Here is a 20,127-nt window from a genome sequence, read left to right on the forward strand (position 1 = left end):
GATACGTGAGCGAAACAGCCTTGCCTAAAGACGAAGAATCGGTGTTGAAAACGCCTGCATCCAAGCCTGAGCCAGTCCGCACCGAGCGCACCGGCAGCCGCAACAGTGGCTTGGTGTTCCTGGCCTTGCTGCTGGCAATTGCCGGTATCGCCGTAGCCGGCTGGGGAGTCTGGCAACTGCGCATGTTGCAGGCCGGGCACCAGCAGCAGCGCGGGCAGGTCGAGGACATCGCCGAACAGACCCTGGTACTGGCGCAGAATGACCAGCAGCTGAGCGCACGCATCGCGCAATTCCCGCCAGCCAATCAGCTGGAAGACAGTCGACGTCTGGTCGCGCAACTGCAAGGCGATCAGCAGCGCCTCAGCCAGCGACTCGAAACCGTACTGGGGGCGAGCCGCAAGGACTGGCGTCTGGCCGAGGCCGAGCATCTGCTGCGTCTGGCCAGCCTGCGTCTTTCAGCGCTGCAGGACATCAACAGTGCACAGGCGCTGGTTCAGGGTGCCGACGAAATTCTGCGTGAGCAGGACGATCCGGGCTCGTTCGCTGCCCGCGAGCAATTGGCCAAGAGCCTTGCCGCCCTGCGCAGCATCGAGCAGCCGGACCGCACCGGGCTGTTTCTGCAACTCGCAGCTCTGCGTGAGCAAGCTGTACAGCTCAACAAGCTGGCCCCCGAATACGAAGACAAGGGCGAGTCACTGTTGGGCCTGACCGCCGACAAGACCGAATCCAGCCGATGGACGCAGTGGTGGGACGAGATCTCCCATTACTTCCGCATCGACTTCAACGCCGACAAGGACATCCGCCCGGTACTCGCCGGCCAAAGCCTTTCGCAGGTGCGTCTGGCGCTGAGCCTGGCGCTGGAGCAGGCGCAGTGGGCAGCGCTTAACGGCGAGCCCGAGGTTTATTCCAAGGCCATCACTGAAGCGCAAAACGTTCTGAAAGCCAACTTCGATCAGGACGATCCACAGGGTAAAGCGCTCGGCCAGGGGCTTGATGCTGTCGCCAGCCAGCCGGTATCGGTGAAGACACCGGATCTGGCACCGACCCTGAGCGCCGTGCAGGCCTACCTTGAACGCCGTCATGCCGCCGGCCAGCCAGCCGAGGCGCAACAGGGGACCAGCCGATGAAGCGCTTCTATGTGCTGTTATTCATCGCGATCGCCGCTGCGGCGTTGATCGGTGTCGCCATCGCCGAGCACTCCGGTTACGTCCTGATCGCCTATCAGAACTTCCGCTACGAATCGAGCCTGTGGGCGACCCTGGCGCTGCTGGTCGCCGCGTTGCTGGTGATCGCACTGCTGAGACTGTTGATCAGCCTGCTGATGACTTCGGGCCGCGTGGTTAACCCATGGTCGCGTCGCAACCGCCGTCGTCGCGTGCAAATGGCTATCGAGCAAGGCCAGATGGACCTTGCCGAGGGCCGCTGGTCCAGCGCTCAGCGTCATCTGCAACGCGCGGCCGAAGCCGATACTCACCCGCTGCTCTACTACATCGGCGCTGCACGCGCGGCCAACGAGCAGGGTCGTTACGAAGACTGCGATGCCTTGCTGGAACGTGCGCTCGAGCGTCAGCCACAAGCAGAGCTGGCGATTGCCCTGAATCACGCCCAGTTGCAGCAGGATCGCGGCGACACCGAAGGTGCGCTGACCACGCTGCTGGCCATGAAAGAGCGTCATCCGCACAACCCTCAGGTGCTTCGTCAGTTGCAACGCCTGTATCAGCAGCGTGGTGACTGGTCCGACGTGGTCCGCCTGATGCCGGAACTGCGCAAGGACAAGGTTCTACCAGCCAAGGAGCTGGCCGAGCTGGAACGCCGCGCCTGGGGCGAGAACCTGAGCCTGGCGGCGTACCGCGAGGGCATCGAAGGCGCACCGACCGGCCTGCCTTCTCTGGAGAGCGCCTGGCAGGGGCTGGCCTCTGCGCAACGCCAGGAGCCGCAACTGGTGCTGGCGTACGCCGATCAATTGCGCCGTCTGGGTGCCGAAGCTCAGGCTGAAGAGGTGCTTCGTAGCGCCCTCAAGCGCGAGTACAACAGCCATCTGGCGCGTCTGTACGGGCTGGTTCGCGGCAGTGACCCGCTCAAGCAGCTGCAAACGGCGGAAGGCCGGCTCAAGCACCATCCGGCTGATCCAAGCCTGTTGTTGAGCCTGGGACGTATCTGTCTGCAAGGCCGACTGTGGGGCAAGGCGCGGGATTATCTGGAGAGCAGTCTGCGCCTGGAACGCAATCCCGAAACCTGCGCCGAGCTGGCTCGTCTGCTGGGCCAACTGGGTGAGACGGATCGCAGCAATCAGCTGTTTCAGGAAGGCCTGGGCCTGCTGGACGAGCGCCTTCTGTCGCGGCCCCTGCCGGTGCTGACCAAGGCTTGAAACCACCGGAGAGTCCTAGGTGAGGGCTCTCCGTGCTGCCTCACCAGCCCGTCAAGATCAATGCGTAAGAATCGTCCTACATACATGGGTAAAAGAACCACGCAGCGGTGTGTTCTTTTTCCTCGGTAAACAGCGACGCATCCGTATGCCGCCACCTTGAATGCGCCGCACCCTTTCCTCTACCGTAATCGTCTCGTCCTTTGTTACGGATTTGCCATGTATCTGGCTCGCACACGCTTCCTGTTTTTCCTGGCATCGCTGGCCTGTGCATCAATCATTGGCGTCGCCTTCTACCTGCAGCAAGCTTTCGGTCTCGACCCTTGCGCGCTGTGCATGGTGCAACGGGCTGCATTCATCGTCTGTGGCGTGCTGGCGCTCTGTGCTGCCTGCCACGCGTCTGGCCCGACAGGCACGCGGCGCTACAGTCTGGGGCTTTTGCTGGTCGCCCTGGCCGGGCTTGCTGCAGCAGGCACACAGGTGTGGTTGCAGACCGCCTCGGCCGATCAATTGATACCTGTTATTACCAGACTGGAGCAGGTATTGAGCCTGCTCTCCCTGGACATGTGCATCGACCGACTGCGAAGCAACGCGCTGTTTTGCGCCGAGATCACCTGGACACTGTTCGGCATCAGCCTGCCGGAGTGGAGTCTGCTGGCATTCACGGGTATGGCGCTGTTACCGCTGTATCCTCTTTTCAGCGAATTCAGCCACTGGCTGGTGACCAGAGATCGGGGCGGCTATTAAACGCTTGTATGAACTTTATCTCCTGCGTACCTTGATGGCCTTGTCGAGCGGGCATAATCTGGGCCGCACGCGTCACTGGAAATATGCTGTCCTGACGCATTTATCAGGCCAGGTCCCGGCCAATCACCCGGACCGGCCCAGGACTGCATGCCCCTGAAGGGAAGAGAGAAGACCATGCTGGAAAGTTGTCAGAATGCTCAGGAACGCTGGGGCGGAGTGAACAAGCTGATCGATCGCTGGCTTCAAAGCCGTCTCGAACTGGTCGAAGCCTATGACGCGCTGGGCGACACGCCCGAAGCGTTGGCAGCCGACCTTGAAGGTCTGCAGAACTTCTGCGGGATTCTTGTGGATTACGTCTCCGCCGGGCACTTCGAAGTCTACGAACAGCTGGGTGATGAAGCCCGGGCGTTCAATGACGAGCGTGGGCTCGAGCTGGCAGACACGATCTATCCACGTCTGGACGTCATCACCAAGTTTGCCCTCACGTTCAATGATCGCTGCGACAAGGGCGACTGCTCGGATGCGGCGGTAGTAGCACGGGAATTCAATCAGCTGGGGCAATTGCTGCACGAGCGTTTCGAGCTGGAAGACTGCCTGATCGAAGTGCTGCACAACTCGCACAAGGAAGAGATCGCCGCTCAGGCGTGATCTTGTCGGTGTCAGCGCTACACGCCAAGGGTGCTTATTGCACCCTTTCGCATTTCTGAACGCCGCTTTACGCCCGCTTACTGCGAAACCGCAACCAGCTCGATTTCAAATACCAGCGGTGTAAACGGATCGATCAGATCGCCGGCGCCCTCGGCGCCATAGGCCTGATCCGAAGGAATGACCAAACGCCACTTCGCGCCGGTCGGCATGTTCTGCAGGGCGCTGGTCCAGCCGCTGATCACACTGTCGAGCCGGAACCACTGAGGCTGGGTGCTCTGATCGAAGATCGTGCCGTCCGGCAAACGACCGACGTAACGCACCTCAACCCGGCCGTCGGCACTGGGCTTGGGGCCGGTGCCAGGAGTCAGCTCGGTCATGAGAATCCCGTCAGCCAGCACCTTCACACCCGGCTTGGCCTTCTCGCTGTCCATGAACGTGCGCTCGGCCTTGAGGGCCGCCTCGGTAGGCGCATCCGTACCGGCAGTCTCGGCCTGAGCGATAGCGGCATCATGCTCGCGCAGAATCTGGTCGATGCGCTCCTGCTTGAGCGCCAGCGGCTTGCCCTGATAAGCCTGCTGCAAGCCTTCCACCAACGCCTTGAGGTCCAGGTCAGGGACTTCCTGATGCAACCGCTCGCCAAGGCTTGCACCCAGGCTGTAGGCGAGGTCGTGGCCGTCACTGGACGCAGGCGGTGCCTCGGCGGCCTGAGCCAGGGGTAGCAAGAGGAACAACGACGTTAACAGGTAGCGCGACATTAATGCTCTCCGGCCTGGGAAGGCAGCGATTATGCCTGCGCCAGCGCGAGTAGTGACGAGTCTTGTGACGTGAATTTCACAATGCCTTTGCATCGTTCCGAGCAATCATTTCTCTCAGTATGCAACAGGGACCCATGGATGCTGTCAAGATGCCCTAGCGGCGATGCGCGCAGAAGCCTAGTATGAGCCGCAATTTCGTCACCCAGGAGGTAAGTCATGTCGGCCAAAAAGAAGCCAGTAAATACTCCGTTGCATTTGCTCCAACAATTATCGGGCAGCTTGCTTGAACATCTGGAAGACGCCTGCTCCCAAGCCTTGGCTGATGCCGAGAAACTGCTCGCCAAGCTTGAGAAACAACGCGGCAAGGCGCAGGAAAAACTGCACAATTCCCGCATCAAACTGCAGGATGCTGCCACCGCCGGAAAATCCAAGGCGCAGGCCAAGGCCAAAGGCGCCGTGTCCGAGCTGGAAGAGTTGCTGGACGCTCTCAAGGATCGTCAGACCGAAACCCGCACGTACATCCTGCACCTCAAGCGTGATGCCCAGGAAAGCCTGAAACTGGCCCAGGGTATTGGTCGCGTAAAAGAGGCGGTCGGCAAGATCCTGACCACTCGCGATGCCAAGCCTGTCGCGTCTAAAGCCGTCGCCAAGGCACCTGTTGCCAAGACACCTGCTGCCAAAGCCCCCGCAAAAACTGCAGCGAAAGCGCCGGTTAAAGCGGCCGCCGCCAAGCCAGTCACCAAAGCCGCAGCCAAGCCTTCCGCAGTTGCCAAGCCAGCGGTCAAAACCGCTGCTGCCAAGGCCCCGGTAAAAGCCGCCGCCAAACCTGCCGCCCGCACGACTGCAGCAGCCAAGCCTGTCGCAGCCAAGACCACTGCCACCAAGCCGGCTGCGGCCAAGCCGGTTACCGCCAAGCCTGCTGCAGCCAAGACCACTGCCACCAAGCCGGTTGCGGCCAAGCCTGCCGCCACCAAGGCGCCGGCTGCCAAGGCCACCGCCAGCAGCGCTGCCAAACCTGCAGCAGCAAAAGCAGCGGCCGCCAAGCCTGCGGCGAAAGCGCCTGTGAAAGCGCCCGTCAAGGCACCGGCCAAGGCACCTGTGAAAGCAGCAGCCAAGCCTGTCGCCAAACCTGCGGCGAAGCCAGCCGCCGCCAAACCGGCCACGCCAGCGCCTGCTGCTGCAGCCAAGCCGACGACGCCTGCACCTGCTGCGCCAGCCGCCGCACCGGCAACCCCTGCCAACGGCGCAACGCCAACCAGCGCTTCCTAAGTCTGGTCGACGGCATGTCCAACCGCGATGCGCAGCACATCCAGCGCATCGCGGTTTTTTTCTGCATCCCCTTCGGCAAGTTCGAGCAGCCACTCCTCTGCATTCCTCGCCTCACCTGCCGGCCAATCCCCGGTCAGTGCCTCAAGCTTTATCATCAGGCTCTGTTCGGCCTCCAGTTCCAGCGCCTTGACCTTCATCCGTAATGTAGTCAGCAACGCATCTTCAAGCGCAGCAATGCGCCATTGGTTGCGCAAATCCCGTAGCGGACGCACCACATCGTCATGCCAGGGTGTCGCCAACTGCTTTATTTGCGCGACTCGCTGAGCGTTGCACGCCACGTCGCGCGTACCCAGCCACACCCCGCAAAGCACCATGCACACGTTGGCCCCGTTGGCTTGCAGCGTCAGACAAGCCTGTTCCACACCCGGTCGGGCGTAGAAATCGAGGGTGAAACTCCAGAGCGCTGAAGGCATAGTGATCCACCTGTTCAGGACGAAGCTGGTAGACTCCGCCGCCATTATGATTCGACTTCAAAGCCTTACCTTACAGCGTGGTCCGCAACGTCTGCTAGAAGACGCCGAGCTGACTCTGCACGCCGGCCATAAAGCCGGTCTGATCGGTGCCAATGGCGCCGGTAAATCCAGCCTGTTTGCCCTGCTGCGTGGAGAGCTGACGCCGGATGCCGGCGACTGCCTGCTGCCCGCCGACTGGCGTATCGCGCACATGCGCCAGGAGGTCGACACGCTCGAACGCCTGGCCGTGGATTACGTGCTCGATGGCGACGAGCGCCTGCGGGAAGTACAGAGCTCGCTGGCCGAGGCCGAAGCCGCGCAGGACGGCGCCGCTCAGGCACGTCTGCATTCGGAGCTCGACAGCGCCGACGGTTATACCGCCGACGCACGCGCTCGCAAGCTGCTGGCCGGGTTGGGCTTCACCAACGAACAGATGGAACGTCCGGTCGGCAGTTTCTCCGGTGGCTGGCGTATGCGCCTGAACCTGGCGCAGGCATTGATGTGCCCCTCGGACCTGCTGCTGCTCGACGAACCGACCAACCACTTGGACCTTGACGCCATTCTGTGGCTTGAAGACTGGCTCAAGAGTTACCCCGGCACCTTGCTGCTGATTTCCCACGACCGGGATTTTCTGGATGCCGTGGTCGATCACATCGCCCATGTCGAGCAACGCAAGATCACCCTCTATCGCGGCGGCTACAGCGCGTTCGAGCGGGCCCGTGCCGAACGTCTGGCCCAGCAGCAACAGGCCTACGAAAAGCAGCAGGCGCAACGTGCGCACATGGAAAAGTACATCGCACGCTTCAAGGCCCAGGCTACAAAGGCCCGTCAGGCACAAAGCCGGATCAAGGCGCTGGAGCGCATGGAAGAGCTGTCGGCCGCGCACGTCGACTCACCGTTCAACTTCGTTTTCCGTGAGTCCGACAAGATCTCCAGCCCATTGCTGGACCTGTCCGACGCGCGCCTGGGTTATGGCGACAAGACCATCCTCGAGAAGGTCAAGCTGCAACTCACGCCCGGTGCACGCATCGGCCTGCTGGGTCCGAACGGCGCAGGCAAGTCGACGCTGATCAAAAACCTCGCCGGCGAGCTCGAGCCGCAAAGCGGTCGGCTGGTGCGTGGCGAAAACCTCACCGTGGGCTACTTTGCCCAGCATCAGCTCGACTCACTGGACGCCAAGGCGACCCCGTTGCTGCACTTGCAGCGCTTGGCACCGACCGAGCGTGAACAGACGCTGCGTGATTTCCTTGGCGGTTTCGACTTCCGTGGCGCGCGCCTGGATGAGCCGGTGCTGAATTTCTCCGGTGGCGAGAAAGCCCGCCTGGCGCTGGCATTGATCGCCTGGGAAAAGCCCAACCTGTTGCTGCTCGATGAACCGACCAACCACCTCGACCTGGAGATGCGCCTGGCGCTGACCATGGCCTTGCAGGAGTTCGGTGGTGCGGTACTGGTGGTGTCTCACGACAGGCACTTGCTCAAGAGCACGACCGATGACTTCCTGCTGGTGGCCGACGGCCGCGTACAGGAATTCGACGGCGATCTGGATGACTACACGCGCTGGCTGGCCGATTACCGGCTGCGCAACGCGCCGGTCAGCAACACGCCCGTCAACGCCGACAAGACCGACAAGAAAGCCCAGCGCCAACAGGCAGCGGCCTTGCGTCAGCAACTGGCACCGCACAAGCGCGAAGCCGATAAGCTGGAGCGTGATCTCGGGCTGGTGAATGAAAAACTCGCCAAGGTCGAAGAAGCGCTGGCCGACAGCACCAACTACGAGGCTGCCAACAAGGACAAGCTACGCGATCTGCTGGCCGAACAGGCCAAGCTGAAAGTGCGTGAATCCGAGCTGGAAGACGCCTGGATGCAAGCGCTGGAACTGTTGGAATCAATGCAGGCCGAGCTGGAAGCATTGTCGTGAGCGAGGCAGGGAAGTGATGGACATGTTGGGCTTGCCGGTATCCGCGTACTGGCTTGAACCGCTGCTGGTGGGTGCGCAGATTCTGCTGATCCTGTTGGCCGGTTACGTACTGCAACGCATCGTCGGTGGTTTTCTGACCGGTCTGGGCGAGCGTTATCCGTTGCCGCCAGAATTGCTGGTCCCGGTTCGCGGCGGCCTGCGCTGGTTGATCATGGGCAGCGCCTTTGTTCTCGTCCTCGGCCGACTCGGGGTATCGGCCACGGTGCTGTGGACCGCACTGTCCGGCTTCGTCGCCGTAGCGGCGGTGGCGTTCTTTGCAATGTGGAGCGTGCTGTCGAACCTGCTCTGCGCCATTCTGATCTTCACCATCGGCCCGTTCCGCATCGGTGACATGGTCGAGCTGGTCGATACGCTGGACAAGCCGGGCGTGAAGGGGCGGGTGGTCGCCATCAATCTGATGTTCACCACCCTGATCGAGACCCCGGAAGCGGGTGGCGCGCTGGTCCAGGTGCCCAACAGCCAGTTTTTCCAGAAGTCAGTGCGCCGCTGGCGTGGCAGCGATCTGTTTCCGCAGATGGTGGTTGCAAAGCAGCCGGATGAGCAGGATTAGAAATCGTTAGCCTTGCAAAGCATTAAGCACTAATTTATTGCGCATTCGACTTTGTATGAGGTGCACGATGGCGCTTGAAACGTGGCTGGGCTTTTTTGCGGCCTGCTGGATAATCAGTCTTTCCCCCGGCGCGGGCGCCATCGCTTCGATGTCCTGCGGCCTGCAATACGGTTTCTGGCGGGGCTACTGGAATGCCCTGGGCTTGCAGATTGCGTTGGTGGCACAGATCGCCATTGTCGCGGCAGGTCTGGGTGCAGTGCTGGCGGCCTCGGATATGGCGTTCACGCTGATCAAATGGTTCGGCGTCGCGTATCTGGTCTATCTCGGCATCAAGCAATGGCGCGCTTTGCCAGCCGACCTGGCCGATGAATCTGCCGTGCGCCCGGTGGGCAAACCGATGACGCTGGTCTTTCGCGGCTTTCTGGTGAATATCAGCAACCCCAAGGCACTGATCTTCATTCTGGCGATCCTGCCACAGTTCATCGACCCGGCCGCTCCGCTGCTCATCCAGTACGCGATCATCGCAGCGACCATGGTGGTGGTCGATCTGATCGTGATGGCGGGCTACACCGGGCTGGCATCCAAGGTGCTGCGCCTGCTCAAGACGCCTCGCCAGCAACGTCGCATGAACCGCACCTTCGCCAGCCTGTTCGTAGGCGCGGCAGGTTTCCTCGCGACGTTGCATCGCGGTACGGCCTGAAACGTGTCGGTCTCGAGCCCTGAACAGACATACGTTCTGTTCAGGGCGATTGAAGGCCGAACGTAAGATTCTGTAACAAAAATAGACCTCGACTATTGAGTAGTGCCGTTGCGGCGTTAACAATGCAACGCTTCGCATTCCCGTCGAGATTCTGCAATGCCCGTCCGTTCTCGTTTTCTTGCCTGGTTACTGTTGCCGCTTCTGGCGCTGGGCAGCTGCATTGCGCTGGCCGACCCGGTCGAGGGTGCAGCCCAAGCGCTGCATCTGCTGGATTACCTGGGGGCCGATTACCCGGCGACCGTGGCGGACGGCAAGGTTGTGGACACCGTCAAGTATCAGCAGCAGGTCGATAACCTGACTGCGTTGCAAGGCCTCATCGTTGCCTTGCCGCAACGCGCCGAGCGTGATGCTCTGGAGCAGGCGGTAAACCAGCTGAAAAGCGCTGTGGCAAGTCGACAGGACGCTGCGCAGGTCACTCGTCAGGCGCGGCAGTTGAGTGCGAAGCTCGCGCTTGCCTACGAGGTCAGTCAGGCCCCGGCCATTACGCCGGACCCCGCCCGTGGCGCGCCTTTATACGCCCAGCATTGCTCGGTGTGCCATGGCGACAGCGGTGCAGGGGATGGACCGGCAGGTATCGGCCTGGAACCGCCACCCTCGAACCTGCGGGATACTGCGCGGCTGGATCGCCTGAGTCTCTACGACCTCTACAACGCGACCGGGCTAGGCATTGCCGGCACCGATATGCCCGCGTTCGCAGACCAGCTGGACGATCGCCAGCGCTGGGACATCGCGACGTATATCGCCAGCTTCAGCGCACAACCTGTCGCCCAGCCTGCCAAGACCTTCAACCTCGCCGATCTGGCTCGCCAGACACCGGCCGAAATCCAGGCTGGCGAAGGTCCGGACGCTACCGCCACCTTCCGGGCCCAGCGCGCGCAGCCACCTCAGGTACAGCGCGGCCCGGCGCAACTGCTGGATTACACCAGTGTAACGCTGGACAAGAGCCTGGCAGCCTACAAGGCCGGTGATCGCGAGCAGGCCTATGATTTGTCGGTCGCGGCGTATCTGGAGGGTTTCGAGCTGGTCGAAAGCTCGCTGGATAACGTCGACGCCAATGTGCGCAAGGACACTGAAAAGAGCCTGATGGCTTACCGGCAGTCCTTGCAGGACAGCATGCCGCTACCTCAGGTCGCGCAGAAACTGGAAGCAGCCAAAGGCAAGCTCAAGGAGTCGGCGGACCTGTTGGGCAGCGACGGCCTCAGCCTGTCGCTGAGCTATATTTCGGGCCTGCTGATCCTGCTGCGTGAAGGGCTGGAAGCGATTCTGGTACTGGCGGCGATTCTGGCGTTTCTGCGCAACACCGGCCAGCAGTCTGCCGTACGCAGCGTCAACATCGGCTGGGGTCTGGCGCTGCTGGCCGGGCTGGCCACCTGGGCACTCGCGGCGTATGTCATTGACGTCAGCGGCGCGCAGCGTGAATTGCTGGAAGGCGCCACCGCGCTGTTCGCCAGTGTGATGGTGCTCTGGCTCGGGGTGTGGATGCATGATCGTCGTCACGCCGCTGCGTGGCAGGACTACGTCAAAAGCAGTCTGGTTGGCGGCGGCGGTCGCTTCGGCTTCGCGGTGCTGGCGTTCTTCTCGGTGTATCGCGAGTTGTTCGAAGTCATCCTGTTCTACGAAACCCTGTGGCTGCAGGCCGGACCGGCCGGGCACGATGCCGTGCTGGCGGGGGGTGCCACGGCGCTGGTGCTGCTCGTGGGCCTGGCGTGGGTCATCCTGCGCGGCTCGGCGAAGCTGCCGCTGTCGCTGTTCTTCGGCATCAATGCTGCGCTGCTCTGCGCACTGTCAGTGGTGTTTGCCGGTCACGGCGTCAAGGCGCTGCAGGAGGCGGGGATATTCGGCACAAGGCCGGTGCCGTTCTTCGAGTTCGACTGGCTGGGCATTCACGCCGACCTGTACTCACTCAGCGCACAGGCCATCGCCTTGATCGCCATTGCAGTGCTGTACGGCAGAAGTCGTCTGGCCGAGAAGCGCAGACTGCAAACAGCAGGCTGACGTTTTGCCTGCCAGGGACAAGTGGTGCTCACCGCTTGTCCCTGCTTCTCCCCACCCCAGCGTTGTTGCGATTCGCCGTCTTACTTTCCCGCCCTGTACAAAAAACCACCTGTTACTTCTGCCAGTAGACGCCCTTTTTCTTCAGGCCTAGTGTAGCGAAACGCCAACTCGGCTATCGGGTACTGGCGCATTTACCTGACAACGGGGTGGGTGATGGCCAAGTATGAGATTCGGTTGTGGGCTGAAGACATTGAGGAACATGACCATCCTGAAATAGCCATTGAATTTTATGAAAACGATGACCTGCAAGAACACGCCTGGGTCAGGCTGCACCCGCAGGGAAAACACAAGATTCGCGGCGAACTGGGCAGGGATGAGGAAGTGCTGACGGCTCTGGCGCTGGCCTTCAGGAAGAAAGTGGCTGAGTTGGCCGATTGGTAACTTTACCGTTGATAACCTGAGGCACGGCGGGCAATAAAAAAGGTTCGTTCAAACGAACGAACCTTTCAATTTGACACCGACCGATCACGTTACTCAGGATCAACCGGCTTCTTCAACTTCGGGTTCGGGAAGAACTGCACACCCTGAACCTTGGGATCAGCCGGTTTGACCACCGCCTTGTTGACCCGCGTACCCAACTCCTTCGGTATCGAAATACCCTGCTCGTTGAGCGTGTCGCTGTAACCGCAACTCACGCACTCGCGATGCGGCACGTCGTTTTCGTTCCACATCATCAGTTTGTCAGGCTCGCTGCACGCCGGGCAAACCGCCCCGGCGATGAAGCGTTTCCTGGTAATGACTACCGGGGTATCGGTCATGCTGCCGCATCCTCGCTCAAGCCACTGTGACGCAACAATGCGTCAATCGACGGCTCGCGTCCTCGGAAGTCGACGAACAGCACCATCGGTGCCTGCGAACCACCACGCGCCAGAATGGCTTCGCGGAAGGCGCGTCCGGTTTCAGCGTTGAGCACACCGTCTTCCTCGAATTTCGAGAACGCATCGGCGGACAGTACCTCGGCCCACTTGTAGCTGTAGTAACCGGCTGCGTAACCGCCTGCGAAGATGTGTGCGAAGCTGTTCGGGAAGCGGTTGTAGGCGGGTGGACGCATCACTGACACTTCGTCGCGAATGCCTTCCAGCACGTCCAGCACGCTGCGGCCGTCGCCATGCGTGGCATGCAGCTCGAAATCGAACAGCGAGAACTCCAGCTGACGCACCATCATCAGGCCGGACTGGAAGTTCTTGGCGGCGAGCATCTTCTCCAGCAGATCCTGCGGCAGAGGCTCGCCGGTTTCGTAATGACCGGAGATCAGCGCCAGGCCCTCGGGCTCCCAGCACCAGTTTTCCATGAACTGGCTCGGCAACTCGACGGCGTCCCAGGCTACGCCATTGATACCGGATACCCCGGCATGCTCGACGCGGGTCAGCAAGTGATGCAGGCCGTGACCGAATTCGTGGAACAGCGTGGTGACTTCGTCATGGGTCAGCAGCGCAGGCTTGCCGGCAACAGCGGGTGTGAAGTTGCACACCAGATTGGCCACCGGGCTCTGCAACGTGCCTTGCGCCGTACGGCGACGGTCGCGCGCGCCGTCCATCCAGGCACCACCACGCTTGTTGGCGCGGGCATACAGATCGAAGAAGAAGCGCCCGACGTGCTGGCCGTTTTCCTTGATCTCGAACAGACGAACATCCGGGTGCCAGGTGTCGAAGCCTTTCTGCTCGGTAATCTCGATGCCGTACAGGCGCTGAACGATGGTGAACAGGCCGCCAAGCACCTTATCGACAGGGAAGTAGGCACGCAGGATTTCCTGGGAAACGCTGTAGCGCTGCTCGCGCAGCTTCTCGCCGTAGAAACCGCTGTCCCAGCTTTGCAGATCAGGGCAGCCCTGTTCGGCGGCATAAGCCTTGAGCTGCTCCAGATCCTGGGCAGCAAAAGGCTTGCTGCGTTTGGCCAGGTCACGCAGGAAGCTCAGTACCTGGTCGCTGGACTCGGCCATCTTGGTCGCCAGGCTCAGCTCGGCGTAGTTTGCATAGCCGAGCAATTGCGCGAGTTCCTGACGCAGGTCGAGGATCTGCTCCATGACCGGCGTGTTGTCGTTCTTGCCCGCGTTCGGGCCTTGATCCGACGCACGGGTGGCGTACGCCGCATAGACTTCTTCGCGCAGTGCGCGGTCTTCGGCGTAGGTCATCACCGCGTAGTAGCTCGGGAATTCCAGCGTGATCAGATAGCCTTCCAGATTCTTTGCCTTGGCAGCGGCGGCCATCTGCTGTTTGGCAGAATCGGTCAGGCCGGCGAGGGCGGACTCATCGGCGACCAGCTTGGTCCAGGCCTGAGTGGCATCGAGCAACTGGTTGGAAAACTGGCTGCCCAACTCCGACAGTTTGCTCTGCACTTCGGCGTAACGCTTCTGCTGCTCGGGCGGCAGATCGATACCGGACAGGCGGAAGTCACGTAGCGACTGCTCCAGAATGGTCTTCTGGCCAACGTCGAAACTGGCGGCCTCGGGGCCATTGGCCAGGGCTTCATAGGCCTGGAACAGCGCGCGGTTCTGGCCCATCTCGGTGGAGTAGGCGCTCAAGGCCGGCAGGCAGGATTCATACGCTTCGCGCAGCTCGGCGCTGTTGCACACGGCATTGAGGTGGCTGACGGGGCTCCAGGCAGCGCCCAGGCGGTCGTTCAGCTCGTCCATGGTCAGCACCAGCCCGGCCCAGGTCGGTGTCGAACCCTGTTTGGCGAGGATGTCGGCAATCGCGGCACGGTTATCCGCCAGGATCTGTTCGATAGCAGGTTTGACATGCTCGGCACGAATCGCCGAAAAGGGTGGCAGGTCGTACGATTGCAGAAGAGGGTTGTTCGCGCTCACGGTTTTGCACCTTGCCTTGAAGAAACACTCAGCCATCTTAATTACAATCGACGCCGACCGCAGCAACCAAACCCGCTCTGCACACCTATCACTGCCAAAGAAGGAGCCTATCGTGGCCATTCGCAAGTTTCAGGAGCACACCCCAGCCCTCGGCGAACGGGCCTTTGTCGATCATTCAGCGGTGGTTATCGGTGACGTCGAAATCGGCGCCGACAGCTCCGTCTGGCCGTTGACGGTGGTACGCGGCGACATGCATCGCATCCGCATTGGTGCCCGCACCAGCGTGCAGGACGGCAGCGTGCTGCACATCACCCACGCAGGCCCCTTCAACCCGGACGGTTTCCCGCTGCTGATCGGCGACGAAGTGACCATCGGCCACAAGGCCATGCTGCATGGCTGCACAATCGGCAACCGCATCCTGGTCGGAATGGGCACGACCATCATGGATGGCGCGGTAGTTGAAGACGAGGTGATCATCGGCGCAGGCAGCCTGGTGCCGCCGGGCAAAGTGCTGGAAAGCGGCTTCCTGTACGTCGGTCGCCCGGTCAAACAGGTGCGCGCACTCACTGAAAAGGAAATCGCCTTCTTCCCGTACAGCGCGACTAATTACGTGAAACTCAAGGATCAGCATCTGGCGGAGGGGTTTGATAAGGGTTGAGGCCCGCTATTAATACTGCGCTCTGCACTCAGTTGACCTTCTATTCTGGCCGAAGGCCTTAGGAGCGAGCCGGGCGACGCTTCGCTTGTTCGCGAAGACCGCGGTTCAAACGCGCTTTGTGTGGGCGCTGTACCGACCTCTTCGCGAGCAAGCTCGCTCCCACAAGGGATTCAAGGCATCAACGCCCGCAGCGCCGCCTTGCGCGCCTCGGCAGGCATCGCGCCCAGCTTCTCCACAGACCGATAAAAGTCCTGCCAGTCGCCATTCACCTGCCTGAACAACGCCTCGAAGGCTGGCACCCATTGATCGTAAAGACCAAAAGGCAGCAGCTTGGCGTTGTTCATCGGGCTGTTGATCCAGGCATCGAAGCGCTTGTCGCCTGCCCATTGATCATCTCGCAACGCGCGGTAATCACGGCGCATCCGCTCGAATTCTTCAGCCTTGCGGGCTCGCATCACCTCGGCCGACAGCGGCTGGCGATACAACGCCTTGAGCCGCTCCCGGGTATCGAGCACCAACCGGGTAAACTGATCACGCCGTGCGGACTGCGAAACACTCTCCGGCGGCAACCCCCGCGCCGCACGCCATTGCCGCGTACCTTCCTGCTCGACGAAACTGGCGTAGGACTCGTTGAACTCCGTGTCGTCCTTCACGTAAAAACGCTGATGCGCCAACTCATGAAAAATCAGCGTGGCCAGACGCTCGTCACCCCAGCCCATCATCGAACTGAGAATCGGATCATTGAACCAACCCAGCGTCGAATAGGCTTCCACGCCACTCAAATACACATCCTTGCCCGCCTGCCGCTGCAACGCCGCCTCGCCACGCGCACCGCCAGGGCTGTAATAACCGCGATACGCCACACACCCAGCGATTGGAAAACAGTGCGTGACCGGCTCCAGCGAGAACTCATCCGTCGCGAACACATTCCACACCACATAAGGGCGGCCCAGGTCCGCATACAGGCGGTAACTCTGGTTATCCGGCAGATGCAAATGCTCACTGGCAAACGTCCGCGCCAACTGCGACCGGGCCAGATGCTGGCGCAAACCTGCATCCCGAGTCGGGTCAGCCACGATCTTCTCCACCGGCTCACGTGCCTGCAGCAACTGCCACTGCCCCTGAGCCAACTGCCCGTAGTAGGAAACGCTGGAGCAGCCGGCGAGCAGCGTGACGGCCGTCAGCGCTGGCAGGTGGCGAAGGCGTGGCAGGGAGAATGTGGCCATGAAGGAAGTGCTTTGGTGGCTTGGGTACGGTGATGTTATGCAGGAGGGGAGTGGGGATGTGCAACTGTTATGAGGATTGAAGGTTACAGAGACTCAAACCACGGACGAGCCGGAACGCACCACGCTGTGCGCCCGTGTAAAAAGCTATTTTCATTAGACACAAACAGAAAACCCACCGTTCAGGTGGGCTTTAGGTATTGCTATATCATCTGTCCGTGGGGGGAGGCATAAGCCAGCTAGGCCCTCGGCAAGTGGGCAGACTATAGGGAGATTTGCAGTTGTCGTCAATGTCAGCTTTAGAGGTCGCAAAGGCAATCAGATTGTCCATTTCCTCTGCCCGGATTTCGACGTATGAGAACGCAGCGCGCGCTGTGGGCCGGGGTCTTGATGAGGCCATCACTTTGTATGCCTGGAACGCCCTCGTCTCTGCAGCGTTCCTTATACCGCTACACCTGTGCGAGGTGATTGTTCGTAACGGTGTTGCAGACGCAATCGCTTCGGTTTACGGCCCCGAGTGGCCTTGGAGTCCCGGCTTCGAGCAAAGCTTGCCCAATGTTACAGGTCCGGTTTTCAAGCCAAAACAAGAGCTTGCAAGAGCCAGACAGAAATGTGGAGCAACCGGGGCCGTTATTGCGGAGTTGAAATTCGTCTTTTGGGAAAAAATGTTCACAAAACGGTTTGAAGGCCGTATCTGGACTCCTTATCTATACCGCTTTTTTCCAAACCTCGAAAAGTGCTTCACTGTATCTGCCCACCGAGCAAAGATCGCGGCTGATCTCGAACAAATCCGATTGCTTCGAAATCGAATTGCTCATCATGAACCAATCTTTTCACGAAACCTGAGAAGCGATTTTGCCGTTATCCAACGCTTGACCGAAACACGCTGCGCAGTTTCTGCAGACTGGATGAATGGCCAACAGCAGGTCATGTCAACGGTTGCCACTAAACCTTTTTAAACAGAGGTACACCTCGGTGCCAAACCGTCTTCTGATACTGATAACCGCACTCACTCTAGCCACCCTCGCCGGATGCGCCGGCCCCTTGCCCACCGTCAATCCGGACATGGCGTGGGTCGACATGCGCACCATCACCGGCCAGTTGATCATGGGCGACAAGCTCGATGGCAAGAACACTTACGACGGCCGCTACTTTCAGGTGACGCCGGGCAGCCATGAGTTGCAGGTGCGTTATGACTACGAGTATCGCTCGGGCGGCATGGGGATGATCGGCGACGAGTACACCGAGATCACGTGTTACGTCAGTGTTCGTTACGACCACTTCGCTGCCGGGCAGCGTTATGTGCTGGAGGTACGCTCACTGGCGAACAGTGTCGATGCCTGGCTTTACGATGCAGAGCGCAAGGTGGTGGCCGAGGAGGAAGAAGAGGGCGGGGTGCACTGCATCTGATCAGCGACCGTTGAGCTGATAGATGATTTTTTTCGTACCGTTGTCGCAGCTGCCGACGATCATGCTGGGATCGGTGGCCTCTTCGTTGCCAACAATTTCCAGCGTGTAGGACGTGACGTTGTTGGCCTGGATCTTGGCTTCGATTTCAGCCTTTAGTTCTTCGCAGGATTTCGGTGCCGCCAGGGCGCTGGTTGCCAGCAGGGTACAGGTCGCTGCCATAATAAAACGTTTCATGCTCGACTCCTGATCATAATCAAACCATGCGTCAACCAACGCATGACCGATGAAGCAAGCCAGCTTTATACAGCAGATACAGGAGCGCACAAGGCGCCCCCGCAAGGCTGGCTGTGAATCAGCTCAGCAATGTAGCGTCCAGGGTGATCTTCGCGTTCAGTACCTTGGAAACCGGGCAGCCTTCTTTGGCCTGCTTGGTCAACTCGTCGAACTTCTCCTGGGTCGCGCCTGGCACTTTGGCCTTGAGGGTCAAATGCACAGCGCTGATCGCGAAACCGCCTTTTACCTCATCCAGCGACACCTCAGCCTGAGTATCGATGCTTTCAGCAGTCAGGCCTGCACCGCCCAGGATCATGGACAACGCCATCGAGAAACAGCCTGCATGGGCTGCGCCGATCAGCTCTTCCGGGTTGGTGCCTTTGCCGCCTTCAAAACGTGCCTTGAAGCCGTAAGGCGCTTCGCGCAGCACTCCGGTTTCCGTGGAGATGCTGCCGATACCGCTTTTCAGATCACCTTCCCAGTGGGCGGATGCTTTCTTGACGATACTCATGGTGGCTCCTTTTGGAATGAATTTGGATCGTTGCTGTTACAGCATTCTGAGGATAGACGGCTCTGGAAAGTTCAACCGTCGGAAAGACCAACCATTTCAGTAGGTTTTTCTACACTGCCCCATTGAAAAGCCGGACTTGCGCCCGCACTGCTGTTTCATCGTGGGCAGCTCCAGCAGCCGGCCCATCACAATTCGAGGAGCTACCCCGGCCTATGAAACGTTTGGCAGATGTAAAAATTTCCACCCTTGATCTGGTGCCGGTGCGCCACGACAAAGGGCCCGCCGATTCCCTGCGCAACTCGCTCAACCTTGCCCAGCATGTTGAAAAGCTGGGTTACAACCGCTTCTGGGTGGCCGAGCACCACAACATGGACGGCATCGCCAGTTCAGCGACCTCGGTGCTGCTCGCCTACCTGGCAGGCGGCACGTCGACCATTCGTGTCGGGGCTGGCGGGATCATGCTGCCCAACCACGCGCCGCTGGTGATTGCCGAGCAGTTCGGTACCCTGGCCAGCCTGTATCCCGGCCGCATCGACCTGGGACTGGGCCGCGCTCCGGGCTCCGACCAGATGACTGCGCGTGCCTTGCGCCGCGAGCGCTCCGGCAGTGCCGATGACTTTCCGGATGATGTCACCGAGCTGATGGAATACCTGGGGCCGCGCACGCCTGATCAAAAAGTGATCGCCGTACCCGGTTCAAACACCAACGTGCCGATCTGGCTGCTGGGCTCGAGCCTGTTCAGCGCCCAGCTGGCAGGCATGCGCGGCTTGCCGTATGCCTTCGCATCGCACTTTGCACCGCGTTACATGCACGAGGCGATTCGCGTGTATCGCAATCACTTCCAGCCATCGGAAGTGCTCGACAAGCCTTATGTGATGCTCGGTGTGCCCCTGTCGGCGGCCGACACGGACGAACACGCCGAATACCTGGCGACGTCGGTCTATCAGCGCATTCTGGCGTTGATGCGTGGGCACAGCCTGATGCAGCGCCCGCCTGTCGAGTCGATGGACGGCCTGTGGCTGCCACACGAGCGTGAAGCCGTAGCAAGCTTCCTGGGGCTGGCGATGGTGGGTGGCCCGGAAAAGATTCGCGCCAAACTGGACGTGCTGCTCAAGCAGACCGATGCGGACGAGTTGCTCTTCACCTGCGACATGTACGAGCACGAAGACAGGCTGCGCTCTTACGAGATCCTGGCCCAGGTCGCGCACGGCTAAGCGACTTTCCGAATCGGAAAAAACCAGCCAGAAACAGCATCGCCCCGGACTGGATGACAGTCCGGGGCGATGCTGTTCGTGAAACCTGCAAACGGGATTGACCGGGCCAACCGGCCTGAGCCGGGCCTGGCTGGCAATCAACCGCGCTGGTAAACGATTTCCTTGGTGCCGCCTTCGCAGGTGCCGACGACTTGCTTGTCGGCCGCGCTGCCTTTCTCGACCACTTCCAGCGTGTAGGACGTTACGCCCTTCGCCTGGAGTCTTGCGTCGAGTTCACTTTTCAACTCTTCACATGGCTTGCCTGCCGCGAGGGCAGTGCCTGCAATGCTCAGCAAGCCTACAGCCAACAAAAACTTCTTCATGGGTAATCCCTCTCGTCCGGCCAAATGAAGA

Annotated in this window: 22 protein-coding genes; 14 read left to right on the forward strand and 8 right to left on the reverse strand. The window is 60.5% G+C overall.

The window, feature by feature from the left end:
* Positions 1–5: 5 nt before the first annotated feature.
* The 4 genes from ACW55A_RS17395 to ACW55A_RS17410 all read left to right on the forward strand — a co-directional run bounded on the left by ACW55A_RS17395 (position 6) and on the right by ACW55A_RS17410 (position 3,760).
* Positions 6–1,127: a uroporphyrinogen-III C-methyltransferase gene (locus ACW55A_RS17395; RefSeq protein ID WP_003432677.1), complete on the forward strand. Its 1,122-nt coding sequence runs from the start codon at positions 6–8 to the stop codon at positions 1,125–1,127.
* The gene (locus ACW55A_RS17400; RefSeq protein WP_498811442.1) at positions 1,124–2,368 is read left to right on the forward strand and encodes a heme biosynthesis HemY N-terminal domain-containing protein; all 1,245 of its coding nucleotides are present in this window, start codon (positions 1,124–1,126) and stop codon (positions 2,366–2,368) included. The genes ACW55A_RS17395 and ACW55A_RS17400 overlap by 4 nt, the downstream gene beginning before the upstream one ends.
* Positions 2,369–2,584: 216 nt before the next feature.
* On the forward strand, positions 2,585–3,112 hold the full coding sequence (locus ACW55A_RS17405; RefSeq protein ID WP_455809403.1) for a disulfide bond formation protein B: 528 nt from the start codon (positions 2,585–2,587) through the stop codon (positions 3,110–3,112).
* A 174-nt stretch (positions 3,113–3,286) separates the two neighbouring features.
* Positions 3,287–3,760 (forward strand): Rsd/AlgQ family anti-sigma factor, encoded by a 474-nt coding sequence (locus ACW55A_RS17410; RefSeq protein WP_003432684.1) that lies wholly within the window; start codon positions 3,287–3,289, stop codon positions 3,758–3,760.
* A gap of 77 nt (positions 3,761–3,837) precedes the next feature.
* On the opposite strand, the gene ACW55A_RS17415 is transcribed toward ACW55A_RS17410, so the two are convergent.
* Complete coding sequence (locus ACW55A_RS17415) at positions 3,838–4,515, reverse strand: FKBP-type peptidyl-prolyl cis-trans isomerase (RefSeq protein ID WP_011266156.1); 678 nt, start codon at positions 4,513–4,515, stop codon at positions 3,838–3,840.
* 216 nt (positions 4,516–4,731) lie between these two features.
* Between ACW55A_RS17415 and ACW55A_RS17420 the strand changes: the two genes are divergently transcribed.
* Complete coding sequence (locus tag ACW55A_RS17420) at positions 4,732–5,784, forward strand: AlgP family protein (protein ID WP_498811443.1); 1,053 nt, start codon at positions 4,732–4,734, stop codon at positions 5,782–5,784.
* On the opposite strand, the gene ACW55A_RS17425 is transcribed toward ACW55A_RS17420, so the two are convergent.
* On the reverse strand, positions 5,781–6,257 hold the full coding sequence (locus ACW55A_RS17425) for a TIGR02444 family protein (protein WP_003351458.1): 477 nt from the start codon (positions 6,255–6,257) through the stop codon (positions 5,781–5,783). The two genes, ACW55A_RS17420 and ACW55A_RS17425, sit on opposite strands and share 4 nt — an antisense overlap.
* A gap of 46 nt (positions 6,258–6,303) precedes the next feature.
* Between ACW55A_RS17425 and ACW55A_RS17430 the strand changes: the two genes are divergently transcribed.
* From ACW55A_RS17430 to ACW55A_RS17450, 5 genes are all read left to right on the forward strand, one after another.
* Positions 6,304–8,214, forward strand: coding sequence for an ATP-binding cassette domain-containing protein (locus ACW55A_RS17430; protein WP_003432693.1), 1,911 nt, complete (start codon positions 6,304–6,306; stop codon positions 8,212–8,214).
* A 16-nt stretch (positions 8,215–8,230) separates the two neighbouring features.
* Positions 8,231–8,824: a mechanosensitive ion channel family protein gene (locus tag ACW55A_RS17435; protein WP_002551363.1), complete on the forward strand. Its 594-nt coding sequence runs from the start codon at positions 8,231–8,233 to the stop codon at positions 8,822–8,824.
* A gap of 67 nt (positions 8,825–8,891) precedes the next feature.
* Entirely contained in the window at positions 8,892–9,524 is a 633-nt protein-coding gene (locus ACW55A_RS17440) for a LysE family transporter (RefSeq protein ID WP_003432697.1), read from the forward strand.
* 156 nt (positions 9,525–9,680) lie between these two features.
* Positions 9,681–11,579: a cytochrome c/FTR1 family iron permease gene (locus tag ACW55A_RS17445; protein ID WP_044309658.1), complete on the forward strand. Its 1,899-nt coding sequence runs from the start codon at positions 9,681–9,683 to the stop codon at positions 11,577–11,579.
* Between the two features lie 213 nt (positions 11,580–11,792).
* Entirely contained in the window at positions 11,793–12,020 is a 228-nt protein-coding gene (locus ACW55A_RS17450; protein ID WP_003367743.1) for a hypothetical protein, read from the forward strand.
* 89 nt (positions 12,021–12,109) lie between these two features.
* On the opposite strand, the gene ACW55A_RS17455 is transcribed toward ACW55A_RS17450, so the two are convergent.
* Together ACW55A_RS17455 and prlC are read right to left on the reverse strand one after the other, a co-directional pair.
* Complete coding sequence (locus tag ACW55A_RS17455; protein WP_003367746.1) at positions 12,110–12,397, reverse strand: YheV family putative zinc ribbon protein; 288 nt, start codon at positions 12,395–12,397, stop codon at positions 12,110–12,112.
* Entirely contained in the window at positions 12,394–14,445 is a 2,052-nt protein-coding gene (gene prlC / locus ACW55A_RS17460) for an oligopeptidase A (protein ID WP_003432703.1), read from the reverse strand. The genes ACW55A_RS17455 and prlC overlap by 4 nt, the downstream gene beginning before the upstream one ends.
* 112 nt (positions 14,446–14,557) lie before the next feature.
* Here prlC and ACW55A_RS17465 point away from each other — a divergent pair, with 112 nt between their 5' ends.
* Positions 14,558–15,103, forward strand: coding sequence for a gamma carbonic anhydrase family protein (locus tag ACW55A_RS17465; protein ID WP_003401536.1), 546 nt, complete (start codon positions 14,558–14,560; stop codon positions 15,101–15,103).
* 170 nt (positions 15,104–15,273) lie between these two features.
* Here ACW55A_RS17465 and ACW55A_RS17470 read toward each other — a convergent pair whose 3' ends face one another.
* Positions 15,274–16,329, reverse strand: coding sequence for an aminopeptidase (locus ACW55A_RS17470; RefSeq protein WP_455809407.1), 1,056 nt, complete (start codon positions 16,327–16,329; stop codon positions 15,274–15,276).
* A gap of 320 nt (positions 16,330–16,649) precedes the next feature.
* Here ACW55A_RS17470 and ACW55A_RS17475 point away from each other — a divergent pair, with 320 nt between their 5' ends.
* On the forward strand, positions 16,650–17,285 hold the full coding sequence (locus ACW55A_RS17475) for a hypothetical protein (protein ID WP_498811444.1): 636 nt from the start codon (positions 16,650–16,652) through the stop codon (positions 17,283–17,285).
* A complete protein-coding gene (locus ACW55A_RS17480) occupies positions 17,239–17,736 on the forward strand; it encodes a PA0061/PA0062 family lipoprotein (protein WP_498811445.1) in 498 nt (165 codons plus the stop codon). The genes ACW55A_RS17475 and ACW55A_RS17480 overlap by 47 nt, the downstream gene beginning before the upstream one ends.
* On the opposite strand, the gene ACW55A_RS17485 is transcribed toward ACW55A_RS17480, so the two are convergent.
* Positions 17,737–17,970 carry a DUF1161 domain-containing protein gene (locus ACW55A_RS17485; RefSeq protein ID WP_003367761.1) on the reverse strand — a complete coding sequence of 78 codons (234 nt, stop codon included), beginning with the start codon at positions 17,968–17,970 and terminating at the stop codon, positions 17,737–17,739.
* A gap of 118 nt (positions 17,971–18,088) precedes the next feature.
* Positions 18,089–18,520: an OsmC family protein gene (locus ACW55A_RS17490; protein ID WP_003367763.1), complete on the reverse strand. Its 432-nt coding sequence runs from the start codon at positions 18,518–18,520 to the stop codon at positions 18,089–18,091.
* Between the two features lie 212 nt (positions 18,521–18,732).
* Between ACW55A_RS17490 and ACW55A_RS17495 the strand changes: the two genes are divergently transcribed.
* The gene (locus ACW55A_RS17495; RefSeq protein ID WP_455809409.1) at positions 18,733–19,734 is read left to right on the forward strand and encodes an LLM class flavin-dependent oxidoreductase; all 1,002 of its coding nucleotides are present in this window, start codon (positions 18,733–18,735) and stop codon (positions 19,732–19,734) included.
* A 137-nt stretch (positions 19,735–19,871) separates the two neighbouring features.
* Here the strand turns inward: ACW55A_RS17495 and ACW55A_RS17500 are convergent, their stop codons facing one another.
* Positions 19,872–20,096, reverse strand: a complete 225-nt coding sequence (locus ACW55A_RS17500) for a DUF1161 domain-containing protein (RefSeq protein ID WP_003318454.1) — start codon at positions 20,094–20,096, stop codon at positions 19,872–19,874.
* Positions 20,097–20,127 lie beyond the last annotated feature (31 nt).

The organism is Plantibacter cousiniae (nom. nud.) (genome assembly GCF_977070315.1).